Here is a 16,381-nt window from a genome sequence, read left to right on the forward strand (position 1 = left end):
CGCCGAGCCCGCACAGACTTGGTGCGGTCGGCCGGGGCGCTGCGCGCGCGCTCGGCCGGCGCCGGACGGACACAGTGACAAATGGGGGTTTCGCGGCCGTCGGCCCCGACGCACTTTCAGAGGATTTCCTGAGGTTGAAATCCCTCCAGCGCACTTTCGTCCGGCTGGATGCGGTCGGGATCAATTGTGGCGTCCTGCAGCACTTGCGAGCACTCGGATGCCCTGAGAGCCTTCATTGTCGACGCCGATGGTCGATGCCGGACCATTCCGTTCCTGGGAGCTCTCTTGCGAATCGATGAGCCATTGTGGGTAGCCAACACAATGGCGACCGCTGATCCGGTGACCCGGATCATCCAATCAGGGCAGTTGATCTCGGCAAGTGAGGACGTTGGACCTGCGCTTTACTCTTCGCCGGTCCCGATCTGTCTGGCACCGCCCCATTTGGGCTCGACCGATGTGAACGCGCGCGGTCGAGACGGTCCCGAGCCGATTGATCCTTGAGCATTCCGTTCGTCGCAGCGTTCCGGACCCGAATCCCGCCATGAACAGACAGGAAACCCCTCATGAGCGCCACCACCTCCGACCTGATCGTCAAAACCTACGCCGACCGGCAGTACAGATACCCGACGATGGTCCGCCACAATGGTGTCGTCCTCGCCTTCGCGATGGACGCGAGCCGCCAGATCCACTACTCGGTTCTGGATTTCAGCCCGGCCGGCTCGATGAGCATGGTCGACGCCGACCACTGGTCACCCAATCCTCAGCCCTTGGCCTTCGCCAACGAGATCGCCAGCGTCGGAATCGGGGTGGCCGATCAATACCGGCTGCCGGCCGTCCGCAAAGGCAGCACCACCGCCGTACCGGCCGGCCAGTCGGTCCGCGCCGACGAACTGGATCCATACCTCTCGACCACGGCGCGGTTCTCCGCCGCTGCCCCATTCCAGGTGGTATCCGACGGCCGCTACGTCTACGTGTTCCGTCAGGCCATCACTGATCCGACCCCCGATGGCCTGAACGCCGCGCAGCTGACCCTGCTCGACCCGAAGGCCGGTCCGGCGGCGATTGCGCAGGCGAAGGATGTGGTGGCCGATCACCAGGCCATGGTCTACGTCACCGACGCTGCCGGCGCGGCCGTGCTGGATGCGAACGCCCGGCGGGTCCCCGTCGTGGCCGGCACCCTGCTGGTCGACCGGTTCGTCCTGGTCGGGACCGTACTGGAACCGAAGCTCGAGGTCCGCTACCAGCGGAGCCGCAGCCGGACCCGCCCGGCGGGTAGCACCGACAGCCTGGGTGCTGCCGACCTGAACAAGGTGCCGTTCGTCGAGCCGACCCAGAACCTGCGGTTCGTGCCGGCCGTCGGCCGGGGCAGCTTCTCCGCGGTGCTGGTGCCGACGCAGGTCGCCGAGATATGGCGCTGGCAGCTGTTCACCTGCGACACCGCCGGCCAGGTCATCTGGTCCTACAGCATCGAGCGGACCGATGACGGACTCTTCGACACCCTGGGGCGGCAGCCACTGACCTGCACCGACCACAGCGACCTGTTTGCGGTGACGCCGGGTACCTGTCCCCGGCCCTCGGTAGCGGATCCGACGGTGGTCTGCGGGAAGGCCCTGGTGGCCAGGATCCCCGACGGCGGCGCCAGTGGGACGGCGCTGTCCTTCCCGACCGACGGTTCGGGGGTCGTCACGCTGGACGGGGTGAACGCCACCGGAACCGAGTTCACTGTGGAGGCGTGGCTGTCCCCGGACCCGGCCGCTACCGGCGAACGCGCATTGCTGACCTGTGCCGGCGACCAGAAGACGGCTGGGCCGTCCATCTGGCTTCCCGACCCGCAGACGCTGCGTATCGGGTTCGGTGACGGCAAGGCCTGGCACGACGTCACCACCCCGCCCATCCTCGCAGCCGGCGTCTGGAACCACGTGGCCGTCACCTACGCCAAGTCGCTGTTGCAGGTCTACGTGAACGGAGTGCTTCAATACCCGGTCAGCAGCTTCGGCGGCGCGATCCCTTGCACCACCCCCATCGCCGCGGTCGGCGCACCGACGGCCGGCTACGCCGGATTGGTGGACGACATCCGGATCTGGTCGGTCGCGCTGCCGGCGCAGGACATCGCCGCCGGGCGTCGGACGACTCTGACCGGCCTGGAGGCCGGCCTGGCCAGCTACTGGCGGTTCGACGAAGGGGTGGGTTCGGCGGTCTGGGACGCCGCCTCCTCCGCCAAGGGCCTGCTGGACGGACCCGGCTGGGTGACCTCCGATGCTCCGATCGCGCGCGCTCCCGGACTGTCCCGGTCCGCGTTGCGCCTGTCCGGTCGCATGATGACCGGCGGGCTCGGCGCCACCCTGTACTACCAGCAGGAGACAGCGGTCAGCGGATACGCCGGCCAACCGGCCGCTCGGCTCAAGCAGGCCGCCCGGGTGATGCTGGCCGCGGTCAGCTCCGCCGACGCCGGTACGCCGGGCACGGTGCTCGCCCTCGACTTCGGGGTCGGTCTGGACGGCACCCTGGCCCAGCTGCCCGGTGAACTGGACCTGACCGAGCTGGACGTGCCCGGCGGCGGCTCGGGGACCGGTGCGGACGTGCTGTCCAAGGTGTTCAGCGCCCAGTCCGACGTGGCCGGTCTCACCAGCAAGCTGGCGGACGACCGGGCGCTGCTCGCAGCCGCGCAGGACGCGCTCGCCGCGGTGACCGCCACCCTCGCGGGAACCTCCGCCGGTCCCGTGCCGGCCCAGTTCCCGGAGGTGGCCGGCACGATCGAGGGTTACCTCTTCGCGCAGTCCCGGTTGCAGGACTTGAACAATTCCGGCTTCGCGCAGCTCCTGCAGCCCTTCATCCAGCAGACCGAGACCGAGATCCAGACCGACCGCAACGCCCTGGTCGGGTTCAGCCAGTCGCTGCCGCAGCAGATCTCGGCGGCCGCTGCCGGCATCACCGACGACCAGGCGCAACTCGCGGCCGCCCAGGCCAACCTGGCCACCCTGCAACACCTGCTCAACGGTGACACGGCGCTGCCCATGCCGTTGCTGCACGTGGACCCGGCGGGACTGACCTGCACGGGTGCCGTGCTGGGCTTCGCGCCGGCCGCGGGTTCACCGGTGCTGTTCGACGGGGCTCTGGGACGGGTGAGCCTGTACTTCCGCGACCAGGCGGAGGAGTTCCTGCTGGCCTACTACGACACGTTCACCGGCCGGGCCATGCTGCACCAACCGGCCGCCGCCGGCGACGTCACCTTCGTCGCCCGGACCACCGCCGGCGAGCTGGACAACCTGACCGTCGAGGTCAGCGCCGGCGACGACGACGCCACCTGCACCCTGACGGTCACGCTGCCGGGCCCGGTCGGGGTCACCGAAACGTGGGCCCGGGTGCCCCGCGACGCCTCTGTGCTGTCCTCGATCCTCGGCGGCACCACCCAGCCGGTGTTCCTGGGCACGCTGGTCGCGACCAACGGCAAGGTCGACACGGTGGAGTTCGAGGCGCCGCTCTCGCTGCCTGTCGCGTCCGGATCGTTGCTGCAGGCGGGCAGCTGGCTGCTGACCACCACCGCCGCGGTCGGACGTGGCGCGACGTCGGTGTCCATCGAACCGCTGATCCTGGCGGTTCCGGGGGCCACCCCCGTCCACCGGCTCGTCTACGACTACTCGGCGGCCACCTCCACCCGGGCCGGAGCGGACCTGCGGAAGGGCTCCGTCCTGGTCGGGGTCGACGCCCGGGGCGCCGACGGCGCGGTGGAACTCGGCACCGCGCAATCCCTGGGCAGCACCCCGTCCTGCCAGTGGTTCGCCGCCCCGCCCGGTACCACCGTGGACTTCAACGGCACGAGCACCCGGGCCGGTGTGCTGGCCGGCACGGCCGCGCACCTGAACGGTTCCTCCGGCTTCCGACTGGCCGAACACACCGACCTGGATATCACCGGCACGATCAGCCTGCAGGCCTGGGTCCGCCCGGCGGCGGCCACCTCCACCGGTTTCCACAACATCGTGGCCCGCGGCTACACACTCGATCCGCCGGCCGAGGTGTACCTGCGCATCCTCAACGGCAACTATCAGATCGGGTCCTGGGACGGCACCGACCATTTCGCCTTCGTACCGGTGCCGGCCGCGGACATCGGCAGTTGGGTCCATCTGACCGGCGTGTACGACGGCAGCGCCTGGCACCTGTACCGCAACGGCCTGCTGCTGGCATCCGCGGACGACCAGGTCGGGGCGGTCGCGACGCCGTCCACCTGGGCCGTCGGCACGTCGGCGGCCGGCACCGACCGCTTCTTCGCCGGCGACGTCGACGAGGTGCGGATCTGGAACCGCCCGCTGGGTCCGCAGGAGATCACCGACGGCATGAACCACCGGCTCACCGGTACCGAGTCCGGGCTCGCCGCGTACCTGTACATGGACGCCGGTGCGCTGGTCGACCATGACGCATCGCCAGTGGCCGTGACAGCGGTCGGTTCACCGGTCCAGGTGACCTCACCGCCCGCGCTGGCCCGGCTGGCGGGCTTCGACATCACCGGTGACGTGTCCATGGAAGCCTGGGTCAATCCGACCGGCCCTGGCGTGAACCGGGTACTGGTGCACCATTCCGACGCCTCCTCCTACGGTCTGGCGCTGCGGCAGCGCGGTACCGCGCTGCACTTCGACGGCGGCGCCGGGCACCAGGTCGCGCTGCCGAACGTCCCCGCCCTGCAGATCGCCGGACCGATCACCATCTCGGCCTGGATCCGGCCGGTCGCGGCCGACGGTCTGCGCGACATCGTCGCCCACGGTTACACCTTCAACCCCCCGGCCGAGGTGTTCCTGCGCCTGTCCAACGGCAGCTACCAGGTCGGCAACTACAACGCCGGCGCGAGTGATGCCGCGGTGACGGTTCAGATCCCCTCCGGCGACCTGAACCAGTGGGTACATCTGGCTGGTGTGCACGACGGCACGGCATGGCACCTGTACCGCAACGGCACGTTGCTCGGCTCCACCCCGAACCCGACCGGCGCCATTCCCGTGGGCGGTGGGTGGACCATCGGTGGTTCGCTGTCCGGTGATCGCAACTTCTCCGGGGATATCGACGAGGTCCGCCTCTACAACACCGGCCTGGCCCAGGCCGACGTGGCCGCGTTGATGCACAAGCCGGCGGTCGGGACGGAACCGTCCTTGGTCGGCGCCTGGCGATACGACGGCCAGGCAATGCGCGATGCGACCCCCGGACGGCATGACGGCACGGTCAACGGACTCGGCGTGGCCTATCCCGGGCCGAACCCGGTGTACTCGGCGATCGCTACCGTCGGCGACCAGGGGGCCGAGACGATTCCGTGGCTGACGGGCGCCGCATGGAATCACGTCGCCGCGACCTTCGAGCAGTTCTACGGGGTGCAGGTCGCGGCCGGGGGTTACCTCGATGCCGGCGACTCGACCTCGCTCAACCTGGCTCGAGACCTGACCATCGAGGTGGGCGTGCGGATCGACGACCTCTCGGCCCCGCACGGCCTGATCACCCGCGGGGTGCTGGACGACGGCACACCGGACAACGTGCCGTACGCGCTCTGGGTGGGCCGGGACGGCGCGCTCGTCTTCGCCTTCGAGGACAAGAACCACGGCGTGCACCAGTTCAACTCCTCGGCCGGGTTGCTGTCGCCCGGCGTGTTCCGCCGCATCGCAGTGACCCGCAAGCACAACGTCCTGGTCGACACCTCGGGCGCCGGAGCCAAGGGCGGCAGCGCGGTGGTGTCGGCGTGGGACGACGTCACGTTCTACGCGGACGGAACGCAGGTCGGCGCGGCCACTCGGTACGACGGGCCGGACGTCGGCTCCAGCCAGGGCACCACCGTCATCGGGCGCTGCTTCGGGCCCGGCTCGGTCACGATGGGACTGCGCGGCGCGTTGTCGGAGGTCCGGCTGTGGAGTGCCGCCCGGGAGGCCTCGGTGATCGGCGCGACGATCACCGGGACCGAGGTCGGCCTGGTGGCGTGGTGGCGCATGCAGGACGGACTCGGCAACGTCGCATCCGACCGCAAGGGGCATCGGGACGCCACGCTGCACGGTTCGGTGTCCTGGGTGCACACCCCCGACGGCCGCGGATCGACCCTGTCGGTGTACCTGGACGGGGCACCGGTGGCCACCACGGCCCTGAATCCCGCATCCCTGACCGCGTCCACGCCGCAGTTCACCCTGGGTGCGCTGGGCAATCCGACACCGGTTGAGTTCTTCAAGGGGCAGCTGGAAGAGGTCCGGGTCTGGCGCACCACTCGTACGTCGGAAGAGTTGCAGGACAACCTGTTCGGTCGCCTGACCGGTGAATACGCCGATCTGGTCGCCTACTACCCGTTCGGCGCCGGAGCGATGGTGGCCGACAACGGACTACGCGGCAACGACCTGCTGGTCACCGGGGGCGGCTGGGTGCTGTCGACCGCCCCGATCGGTGAGGACACCCCATTGGCCCGCAATGCCGTGCTCGGGTTGCGCACGAAGTTCAACGGGGTGATCGACAGCGCGCCGGCGGCCGCCGAATATGCCACGCTGGAAAGCACGGCGGCCGGCGCGACCACCGGGGCCCTCAAGCGCAGTTACGCATTCGTCGACTCGGCCGGGAATTGGCGCCTGGTCACCGGTTTCAAGGTCGGTGACCTGACCACCCAATGGGTCGGTCAGGCCCAATTCGATCCGCAGCTGATCGGCTATTTGGAAGGCGCTCCGCCCGTGCCGAGCGAGAATCTCACCGTCGCCGACAGTTACACCGGTGTCAGTTCAGTCGCCCTGACCGAGGCCACCACGACCAATTACACCTACGCCTCCACCCGGGATTCCGGCTTCAATGCCACGTTCGAATTGAGCGCCGGGTCCGGCGCCGAGGCGCAGACATTCGTCGGCCTGCTGGAACTCGAAGCCCCGCTGGGCATCGGCGTCGGCGAGATCGAACTGGCCTCCGCGGTCGAGGGCGGTGTGACCTTCTCGGCCAAGGCGAATTTCGAGACGTCCCTGTCCTGGCTCAACGACACCAGCAGTGGGCAGGGCACCACGGCCACCCGGATCAGCAGCCTGCAGCTGACCGGCAGCAAGGAGACCAAGGCCGCCCACGAGTCGGTCGGGCCCCGGTTCGTGCCGAACAACAACGGGTTCGCCCTGGTGCAGTCACAGACCGCCGACGTCTTCGCGTTGCGTCTGGCCCACACGGGCGCTCTGGTCGCTTACCAGATGCAGCCGAATCCGGATATCCCGAAGGACTACAACATCATCACTTTCCCCATCGATCCGCGGTACATCAAGCAGGGAGTGCTGGACGGCAAGGTGGGCGGGGAAGTCGACCCGGACTACTACCCGGCCGGTGTCGGCCCGAGCACGGACCTGAGCTACTACAAGCCGATCGAGGCGTACGGACTGAAGACGCAGATCCAACAGCAGGAACAGCGGTTGTCCACCCTCTACGCCCAGCACAGCGTCGATCCCAACCAGTTGTCCGGAGGCCAACTGCCGGACATGGTGACGGCGGTGCAGCGGGATCTGGTCAACACCTACGTCTGGACGGCCGACGGCGGTCAGTTCTCCGAGACGGTGTCCACCCTGGACACCTACAGCGAGACCGTTGGTGGCGCATACCATTTCCAGGGCATGGCCGGTGGGACCGTCAGCGCCGACGTCTCGATCTTCGGCGTGGCGATCAACTTCGAGCTCTCCGCGATGTTCGGCGGCCACCTGGATCTGTCGGTGAGCAAGGCGATGGATGCGCAGAAGTCGTTCGAGGTCGACGTCGTCGCCACCGGTGAACAGGACATCACGATGGTCGACGGCACCGGACGGCACGTGAAGGTGCCCGGAAAGGTGGACGCGTACCGGTGGCTCACCTTCTACCTCTCGCCTCGCTCGGACAACTACGACGCCTTCTTCAATCAGGTGGTCGACCCGATCTGGCTGAACCAGAGCAGCGATCCGGCCGCCGTGGCACTGCGGCAGGCCCGACAGGACGGCAAGCGGCCCCCGGCGTGGCGGGTGCTGCACCGGGTGACATACGTCAGTCGGGTGCTGGCGGCCGTGGACAGCACGGCCCAGCCGTTGGACCAGGCGTTGGCCGCCCTGAACATCAGCAGCAACTACGAGCTGATTCGCACCCTCGAGCCCTTCGTCCGGGGGCGTACCGCCAGCTACGGTGATTTCGTCGCGGCCGCACGCCACGCGGTCACGACGTACCTACCGGATCTGTTGCCGCACATCGACGACATCCTGGCGTTCCTGGTGCTCTACTACGGCGTGAGTGACGCGCCGCAGCTCGTCGGGGCGTCCGCCGGGATGTGACGTCGGCCCGCGGGGTCGGCCGGGCGTCTACCGAGGAGCGGATGACCGTGCCGCACGAACGGCTCCGCCGGGCGCAGTCGCGGTGGCACCGGCTGGCCTGGCGGGTCTGGCCGTCGTTCCCGACGTCCTGGTCCGACATTCCGGCGCGGGTGCGCCCCGGGGCCGCGCAAATCGGCCGGCTCACCGCGGCGGCCGTCATCGCCTACCTGGTGGCCACCGCGGTGTCCCCCGGGATCCTCGATCTCACCGCCCCGCTCACCGCCCTGCTGGTGGTGCAGGCCTCGACGGTCGGAACGCTGCGAATGGGACTGGTCCGGGTCGGTGCCGTCCTCACCGGAGTGCTGGTGGCGGTGGGCATGGCCACCTGGTTCGGTCTGTCGTGGTGGAGTCTGGCCGCCGTGATCTCGGCCTCGCTGGTGCTGGCCAAGGTACTGCGGCTGGGGGAGCAGTCCCTGGAGGCGCCGATCAGCGCCATGCTCATCTTGGCCGTTTCCTCACCGGAGGTGGCGGCCGAGGTCAGGGTGGTCAACACCCTGATCGGTACGGCGGTCGGCATCGCCTTCAGCCTGCTGTTGCCGGTTTCGATCCCCAGCGAGCGGGCCAGCGACGCCTTGCGCGTCGTGGCCCGCTCGCAGGCCGCCCTGCTGGAGGAGATCGCCCTCACCCTGGGCGACGGCCCACCGCATCCGGACGAGGTCAGGGCGTGGTCCGACTGGACGGCGGACATTGCCCGGGACGTCAACGACGCTTCCGCTGCCGTGCACGCGGTTCAGGAGAGCCTGCGGCTCAACCCTCGGGCCCTGATCACCAACCAGGCCTACCCGGGTCTACCGTCCGCTCTGGACCGACTGGACCGCTGCCTGGCCGCGGAGCGAGCCCTGGTCGTCGTCGTCGGGCAGGCGTCGCCGATGGATCGCGACGGGGCGGCCGAGCCCTTCGGCGCCGAGCTGCCCGGGGCGTTCGCGGTCGTGTTCGACGACCTGGCCAACGGACTCCGCGCATACGGTGACCTGATCAGCGCGCAGTACGGCACCGACAAGGCGGATCGCGTCGAGGAGGCCATGTCCCGCACGCGCAGCGCGGTTGAAGAGACCCGGGCCGTGCTGTCGGAACTCATGACGCTGCAGGTCGACCCGACCGGCCGCCCCGAGTTGTGGATGCTGCAGGGTTCGGTGCTGACCGCCGTGGACCAACTGCTGCACCAGCTGGAACACAGCACCGATCCGACCGGGTGATCGCGTGGTCCGAAGCCTGTCCGCTCCGCGGGCCTGGAACTCGGATGCGCAACCGGTCGAATCAGGGCTTCTGAGTCGAGCCATTGCCGGTCGATTCGTCGGCCCGCAGGGCGAGTTGCTCGCGTAGCGCTGTCATCTCGGTCCGCAGCGCGTTGACATCGGCGGAGGTCGCGGCGCGGGACTCGGCCTCGACCTGACGCACCTTGTCGATCAGCCACGTCGCGAATGATGCGGTGACCACGCCGATCAACGCGATGCCGGCGACCATCAGGCCCACGGCGACGAATCGGCCTTCCACCGTGACGGGATAGCGATCGCCGTAGCCGACGGTCATGACGGTGGTGACCGCCCACCAGGCCGCGTCTCCGAAGGTGGCGATGTTGGCCCCGGGACGACCGCGCTCGGCGTCCAGCACGGCCAGAGCCGCGCAGAAGATGACGGTGACGGCAGCCGCGCCGACGTAGATGGCCACCCGCCCGCGAAGAGCGTTCCCGGCCTGTCGGTTGAGCACCTTCACCAGGACCAGGAGGCGCAACAGGCGCAGGGGCCGCAAGATCGGTACCGCCAGCACCAGAAGGTCGGGTAGATGACGGACGAGATAGTGACCTCGGCGTTCGGCGAACCAGATCCGGCCGAGGAAGTCGACGACGAACACCAGCCACGTCGCCGCCAGAATCACCGTGCACCCCGACCGCAGCGCCGGCGGTACGCCGGGGTCCAGGATCGGCAGTGCGTAGCCGAGCAGGAACATCAACGCGGCCACCACCAGCGGCCACTCGGTTCGTCGCTCCCAGACCATCAGTCGATTCATCCAGCGATCATGGCCGATATCTCGCCGGTGCGGTGCGCGACCTGGCCCGTGGACCGCCGGACCCAGACCGGCCGATCGTGGCCCGGTGCCGCTGCTACTTCTTCTCGGCCGGCCGCACCGAGTGGATCAGCGCGAGGACTGATTGGTGCGGGAGCGACAAATTGATCCGCGTGGTGGCGACTGCGTTGATGCCGTTCTCGCCACTCCGATCGGCCATGGGCACGATCACCGTGCCGGACAGCCATCCGTTGTCGAGCAGCGTGGGCCCCTCGATTTCGTACGCACGACCGGCCGTCGCCGGAAGCACCCGGTAGTCGGAGAGCTGCGCCTCCACGGCGGCGACCAGCGCACCGACTCCGTCCACGGTCAATACCACCTGAGCAGTCGCCATCAGCCACCTCACCGTTCCGAGTGACACGGCCGCTCCGTGTCCGGGACAACGTACGCGCCGGATCGGGCCAGGGGTGGGGGATTGCCGAAACGCATCAAAGGTCCACTCACCGTTCGGCCGAAGCGCATCGGGGTGAAACACGGCCCGATCGCCGACATCACCGCAGGTCAGAGCCGTAGAATAGATCGATGAAGGGCGAGCCGCGTTTGGCCGAGTTGATCGCGTCGCTGTCTCTGGCGACTGATCTGGGTCTCGGCCTGCCGCAGGAGCATGTCCTGCGACAAACGGTGATCGCGATGCGGCTGGCCGAGGCGGCCGGGCTGGACCACGCGGCGCAGGCCGACACGTTCTACGTGTCGCTGCTGGCCTGGGTCGGCTGCATTGCCGATTCCCACGAGTTGTCGCGTTGGTTCGGGGACGACCGACAGATCCGGGCCGACAGCTATCAGGTCGACAAGGTGGGGCTGCCGATGATGCGGTTGATGCTGACTCACGTCGGTGCCGATGCACCTCCGCTGCGCCGGATCACCACGATCGGGCGCTTCCTCACCGGCGGGTTCCGGGATGCGGTCGACGGATTCGTGGCGCATTGCCAGACCACGGGCGACGTCGCCGACCGGCTCGGCATGAATGCCAGGGTGAAGGTCGCGTTGAGTCAGGCCTTCGAACGGTGGGACGGCAAGGGCGTGCCCGGAACGGCGGGCGGCGAACAGATCGAGGCGGTGATGCGGGTCGTGCAGATCGCCGACGACGCCGAGGTGTTCTGTTCCACCGGCGGACCTGATGCGGCCGGGGTGATGCTGCGCAGCCGCCGCGGCAGCGAGTTCGATCCGGCTCTGGTGGCCACGTGCCTGGCCCACTCCGAGCGGATCTTCAGCGGCCTTCACGAGGTGGACGCCTGGAGCCTGGTGATCGAGGCCTGTCCCGATCTCGACCGGCCGGTTCGGCTCGCTGAGCTCGATCAGATGCTGGAGATCTTCGCGGACTACGCCGACCTCAAATCCCCCTGGTATCTCGGGCACTCACGGGCGGTCTCTGCGCTGGCCGACGCGGCTGCAGTCGAGATGAGTTGCAGCGCAGCAGATCGGGCGCTGGTGCGGCGAGCCGGCCTGGTGCACCGGCTGGGTGCGACCGGGGTGTCGACGTCGATCTGGAACAAGCCAGGACGGCTGTCGGCGGCCGAACAGGAACGGGTGCGGCAGGTCCCGTACTTCACCGAGCGGATCCTTTCCCGCCAGCCCACGCTCGCCGGCATCGGGAGCATCGCCGGGATGGCGTTCGAGCGATCCGACGGTACCGGGTACCCGCGGGGTCTCCGGGCCGCGGCGATCCCGGTGCCGGCTCGCATCCTGGCGGCGGCGGCGGCCTATCAGGACCTCGCCGAAGAACGCCCGACCAGGCCGGCACTGCCATTTCCGCAGCGTCGGGCCGCGCTGCTCGCGGACGTCGACGCCGGCCGGTTGGATGCGGCCGCGGCACGCGCGGTGCTGGCCGCCGCCGGGCATGCGGTGGGCCGCCGGACGCGACTGGTGGCCGGCCTGACGGCTCGCGAAGCCGAGGTGCTCGAGTTGCTGGTCCGTGGATTGGCCAACAAGCAGATCGCCGCCCGGTTGTCGGTCACACCGCGGACGGTGGCGACGCACATCGAACACGTCTTCACGAAGACCGGGGTCTCGACGCGCGGCGCGGCGGCGATGTTCGCCCTCCGACACGGCCTCGTTGACGCCGGCGGAACATCGGCAGAACGACCGATGTGAGCCGCCGGGTCCCGGACGTAGAACCTATTCATGAACAGAATCTGCGCATGGCCGGGCGCTCATCCGGAACCGAACATCCGGGCGCGGCAAGACATCCCGGCATCGTCAGGGTCCGTCTGGCGACCGACCGCGACCCGACCCGACGTCGAGAAGGAGGAACCCCGATGACCTCGCGGACCGCGGTGAGCCTGACCACCGGCATGGAGGACCCGGAAAAGGTGACGGTGGCGATGCTGGTCGCGGTGGGCGCGGCCGAGGCGGGACGAGAGACGGTCATGTTCCTGACGAAGGAGGCCGTGCGGCTGGCCCTGGCCGGGTATCCGGTCGGTGTCGCCTGCGACGGGTGCCCACCGCTGCCGTCGCTCATGCAGAGATACGCCGACGCCGGCGGCAAGTTCCTGGTCTGCCCGATCTGTTTCACCGCCCGGCAACTGGAGGCGGCGTCCGTGAGCGGCAACGCGGCCCTGGGGGGCACGGTCCAGCTGTGGGAGTGGATCGGTGACGACCCGGTCGTCACCTTCAGCTACTGAGTGCCGACGACCTCGACGGGCGGACGCCGACGGGTGGAGCGCTTCGTCCTGGCCCGTCGGAGGGATCAGTCCCCGATGTCAAGGTCGGACGAAACACTCGGATCGGATGACAGGGCCAACATCTGGGCTCACTCGTCAATGGTCAGCGTCACCCCGACCGCCAGGTCGCCAGTCCAGCCGAGCCGACCCGAAACGGAAGACACGGTGCCGCTGCCGTCCGCGACCTCGGCGTTTGTACGTGGCGTCGTTCAGCAGGCCTGCGAGGTTGCCTCGGCGCCACTCGGCATCCAGCCGCGACCTCGCCGGCGGGACTACCGCGCCAGGTCCTTGACCGCCTGGTTGTCGCGGTGGGTGTGCACCTTGGCCAGGTTGCCGCAGCGCTGCATGGAACACCACCGCCGGGTGCCCGGGCGAGATGCGTCGACGAACATGTACGCGCAGTCCGGTGAGGCGCAGACCCGGATCCGATGGCCCAGCGGGCCGGCGAACAGATCGATGGCGTCGCGTGCGATCGCGGACAGACCGGCGACGGCGGTGGCGGCCAACGGGGCCAGGGCACCGTTCGCGGTGAGCCGGGGGATCGGCGGCGCGGCCGCGGCGAACGCGTTGAGGACATCGACGTCCTGCGGGTCGAACGGCTGTTCGCTGGTGCGGGCCCGGGCCAGCCGCAGGATCGCTGCTCGCAGGCGGTGGGCCTCGGCCACGTCGCCGGGCTCCGTCCGCACTGCGGCCAGACCGAGGATGTGACTCAGCCATCGTTCCAGGCTGGGTCGGTCGTAGACGAGCTCCGGTTCCCGCCAGTCCGGCGTCTCGGCCGTGTGCGCGAAATCCAGGCAGGCCCGTCCCGACCGGAACCGCTTGGCCACGGCGGGTGTCATTCGCGCCTCCGTCATGTGGTCAGTCTAGCTGGGCATGAAACCGGTACACGGGGTTGATGAAACCGGTATAACCAGTTACGGTCGCGTCATGCCCTTCTCGACGCCCGCACCGGCCGGTCGCACCGCCGATGACGACTGCCGCGCCCTGACCCCGGGCGGCACGTCCCTCGCCCTGTTCAGCCTGGCGCTGGGCGGGGCGGCGCTCGGAACGGCCGAGTTCGCTTCGATGGGTGTGCTGCCGGGGGTGGCGGCATCCCTCCGCGTACCGGAGTCGACGGCCGGCCTGCTGATCTCGGCCTATGCGCTCGGCGTAGTGATCGGTGCCCCGGTGATCAGCGTCCTCGGAGCTCGGATGCGGCGCCGCTCGCTGCTGTTGGTGATGACCGCTCTGGTCGTCCTGTCCAACTCCGGTTCGGCCCTCGCGCCCGACTTTCCCGCCCTGGCGGCCACTCGGTTCGTCGCCGGGCTGCCGCACGGGGCATACCTGGGTGTGGCTGCTCTGGCCGCGGCGTCCCTGGTGCCGGACGAGCGGCGGGGCCGTGCGATCGCATCGGTCTTTCTCGGATTGACGGTCGCCAACGTCGCCGGGGTCCCTCTGTCCACCGCCATAGGTCAGTACTGGGGTTGGCGAGCCACCTTCGCCCTGGTCGCCGTGGTGGCCCTGGCGAGCGTCCTCGCGGTCCGCCTCTTCGTCCCTGTGCTGCCCCGGGGGCGCAACGGTCGTCTCACGCGGGAGATGCGCGCGCTCGGCAACGGGCAGTTCTGGATGGCGGTGGCCACCTGCGTCGTGGGGTTTGGCGGCATCTTCGCCGTATACACCTATATCTCGAGCACGCTCACCGACGTCTCCGGCATCTCCAACGGATGGGTGCCGGCCGTCCTGTCGCTCTTCGGGGTCGGGATGACGGTCGGGACCGTTGTCGGTGGACGGTTGGCCGATCGGTCGGTGCTCGGGACGATCACGGCCGGTCTGATCGCGTTCGCGGGGTTGATGGCGGCCTTCACGGTATTGGTCCACCATCCGGTGACCGCCGTCGTCGGGGTGTTCCTGCTCGGGGTGCTGTGCATGGGCGCGATGCCGAGCATGCAGGCCCGCCTCCTGGACGTCGCGCCCGACGCACCGACCCTGGCCGCCTCGATCATGCACTCGGCCACCAACACCGCGAACGCCATCGGCGCCTGGGCCGGCGGACTCGTGTTGTCGGTCGGCGCCGGGTATGCGGCGATTGGTTGGGTCGGCGCCGGGATGGCGGTCGGAGGCGTCGCCCTGGCTGTCACCTCCGGAGCACTCGACCGCCGGTCACCGGCCGGCGGGCCACTGGGAAGGGAGCTGAACGATGTCCAAGTCTGAAGATGTCCGTCCATTCCTGCTGGAGGTCGGTGAGGCCGAGCTGGACGACCTGCGGGAACGGCTGCGCCGAGCGCGTCTGCCGGAGGCCGAGACCGTCACCGGTCCTGATGGCGGCCTCGACTGGCGCCAGGGCCCGCCCGTGGACTACATCGCTGAGCTGGTGCGCTACTGGATCGACGTGTACGACTGGCGGCGGGTGGAACGGGAACTCAATGATCACGGCCAGTCGCTGACGGAGATCGACGGGCTGGACATCCACTTCCTGCACGTGCGCTCGCCCCGACCGGATGCCCGACCGCTGGTTCTCACCCATGGCTGGCCCAGTTCGGTGCTCGAGCCCCTGGCCGTCATCGATGAACTGGCCAACCCGGCGTCGCCGACCACCCCCGCCTTCCACGTAGTGGCCCCGTCGCTGCCCGGCTTCGGGTTCGGGGGCAAGCCGAGCCGTGCCGGATGGAATGTCGATCGGACCGCCGATGCCTGGGTGGAACTGATGCGGCGCCTGGGGTATCAACGCTTCCTGGCCGCCGGCGGCGATTGGGGTGGGCGGGTGACCACTGCTCTGGGCCATCGTCATCCAGACACCGTCGCCGCGGTCCACACCCACACCCCGTACGTGAGCGAGCCGACCCAGGGTGACGGGAGCCTCACCGAGGTCGAGACCGGCTGGGTGGCCGACACCCGCCGCTTCTGGCGCTCCGGTGGGGGCTACTCGCTGGTGCAATCGACCCGGCCGCAGACGATCGGCTACGCCCTTCTCGACTCACCGGTGGGCCTGCTGGCCTGGATTCTGGACAAGTTCCACAGCTGGACCGACCACGACGGCCTCGTGGAGGCGGCCGTGAGTCGGGACCGCATGCTGGACACGGTGACGCTCTACTGGCTCAGCGGGACCGGGGGTTCCTCCGCCCGGTTCTACTGGGAGAACTTTCCGCCCCCGGGCAACGACGAGGTGGTCGAGGTGCCGACCGCGGTGACGATCTTTCCGGCTGACATCGAGAAGCTGCCGCGCCGCTGGGTGGAGCAACGCTTCTGCGACTTGACCTACTGGCAGGTGGCCGAGCGGGGCGGGCACTTCCCGATGTTCGAAGTGCCCTCTTCCTTCGCTCGCGAACTGCAGCGCTCGCTCGGGCACCGACCCCGGTGAGGACCCGCAGACGA

General features: G+C 69.2%; 9 protein-coding genes. 6 read left to right on the forward strand and 3 right to left on the reverse strand.

What is annotated here, in order from left to right:
- The first annotated feature begins 563 nt into the window (after window positions 1-563).
- Both BLS97_RS15760 and BLS97_RS15765 read left to right on the forward strand, forming a co-directional pair.
- On the forward strand, window positions 564-8,267 hold the full coding sequence (locus BLS97_RS15760) for a LamG domain-containing protein (protein WP_090477432.1): 7,704 nt from the start codon (window positions 564-566) through the stop codon (window positions 8,265-8,267).
- A 41-nt stretch (window positions 8,268-8,308) separates the two neighbouring features.
- Window positions 8,309-9,502, forward strand: coding sequence for an FUSC family protein (locus BLS97_RS15765; RefSeq protein WP_157695468.1), 1,194 nt, complete (start codon window positions 8,309-8,311; stop codon window positions 9,500-9,502).
- Between the two features lie 61 nt (window positions 9,503-9,563).
- Here BLS97_RS15765 and BLS97_RS15770 read toward each other — a convergent pair whose 3' ends face one another.
- Together BLS97_RS15770 and BLS97_RS15775 are read right to left on the reverse strand one after the other, a co-directional pair.
- Window positions 9,564-10,313 carry a potassium channel family protein gene (locus tag BLS97_RS15770; protein ID WP_090477437.1) on the reverse strand — a complete coding sequence of 250 codons (750 nt, stop codon included), beginning with the start codon at window positions 10,311-10,313 and terminating at the stop codon, window positions 9,564-9,566.
- A gap of 94 nt (window positions 10,314-10,407) precedes the next feature.
- Window positions 10,408-10,704, reverse strand: coding sequence for a hypothetical protein (locus BLS97_RS15775; protein ID WP_157695469.1), 297 nt, complete (start codon window positions 10,702-10,704; stop codon window positions 10,408-10,410).
- 188 nt (window positions 10,705-10,892) lie between these two features.
- Between BLS97_RS15775 and BLS97_RS23915 the strand changes: the two genes are divergently transcribed.
- Window positions 10,893-12,461 carry an HD domain-containing phosphohydrolase gene (locus BLS97_RS23915; protein WP_090477440.1) on the forward strand — a complete coding sequence of 523 codons (1,569 nt, stop codon included), beginning with the start codon at window positions 10,893-10,895 and terminating at the stop codon, window positions 12,459-12,461.
- A 164-nt stretch (window positions 12,462-12,625) separates the two neighbouring features.
- A complete protein-coding gene (locus BLS97_RS15785) occupies window positions 12,626-12,991 on the forward strand; it encodes a DsrE family protein (protein ID WP_090477442.1) in 366 nt (121 codons plus the stop codon).
- A 311-nt stretch (window positions 12,992-13,302) separates the two neighbouring features.
- Here BLS97_RS15785 and BLS97_RS15790 read toward each other — a convergent pair whose 3' ends face one another.
- On the reverse strand, window positions 13,303-13,884 hold the full coding sequence (locus tag BLS97_RS15790; protein ID WP_231988137.1) for a CGNR zinc finger domain-containing protein: 582 nt from the start codon (window positions 13,882-13,884) through the stop codon (window positions 13,303-13,305).
- Between the two features lie 73 nt (window positions 13,885-13,957).
- Between BLS97_RS15790 and BLS97_RS15795 the strand changes: the two genes are divergently transcribed.
- Window positions 13,958-15,220, forward strand: a complete 1,263-nt coding sequence (locus BLS97_RS15795; protein ID WP_090477444.1) for an MFS transporter — start codon at window positions 13,958-13,960, stop codon at window positions 15,218-15,220.
- Window positions 15,207-16,367 (forward strand): epoxide hydrolase family protein, encoded by a 1,161-nt coding sequence (locus BLS97_RS15800; RefSeq protein WP_090477446.1) that lies wholly within the window; start codon window positions 15,207-15,209, stop codon window positions 16,365-16,367. The genes BLS97_RS15795 and BLS97_RS15800 overlap by 14 nt, the downstream gene beginning before the upstream one ends.
- The last annotated feature ends 14 nt before the right edge of the window (window positions 16,368-16,381 follow it).

Source organism: Nakamurella panacisegetis, assembly GCF_900104535.1.
Classification (GTDB): Bacteria; Actinomycetota; Actinomycetes; order Mycobacteriales; family Nakamurellaceae; genus Nakamurella; species Nakamurella panacisegetis.

Coding starts and splice junctions, on each gene's coding strand:
- BLS97_RS15760 (WP_090477432.1), top strand. CDS start 564: ATGAGCGCCACCACCTCCGACCTGATCGTCAAAACCTACGCCGACCGG.
- BLS97_RS15765 (WP_157695468.1), top strand. CDS start 8,309: ATGACCGTGCCGCACGAACGGCTCCGCCGGGCGCAGTCGCGGTGGCAC.
- BLS97_RS15770 (WP_090477437.1), bottom strand. CDS start 10,313: ATGAATCGACTGATGGTCTGGGAGCGACGAACCGAGTGGCCGCTGGTG.
- BLS97_RS15775 (WP_157695469.1), bottom strand. CDS start 10,704: ATGGCGACTGCTCAGGTGGTATTGACCGTGGACGGAGTCGGTGCGCTG.
- BLS97_RS23915 (WP_090477440.1), top strand. CDS start 10,893: ATGAAGGGCGAGCCGCGTTTGGCCGAGTTGATCGCGTCGCTGTCTCTG.
- BLS97_RS15785 (WP_090477442.1), top strand. CDS start 12,626: ATGACCTCGCGGACCGCGGTGAGCCTGACCACCGGCATGGAGGACCCG.
- BLS97_RS15790 (WP_231988137.1), bottom strand. CDS start 13,884: ATGACGGAGGCGCGAATGACACCCGCCGTGGCCAAGCGGTTCCGGTCG.
- BLS97_RS15795 (WP_090477444.1), top strand. CDS start 13,958: ATGCCCTTCTCGACGCCCGCACCGGCCGGTCGCACCGCCGATGACGAC.
- BLS97_RS15800 (WP_090477446.1), top strand. CDS start 15,207: ATGTCCAAGTCTGAAGATGTCCGTCCATTCCTGCTGGAGGTCGGTGAG.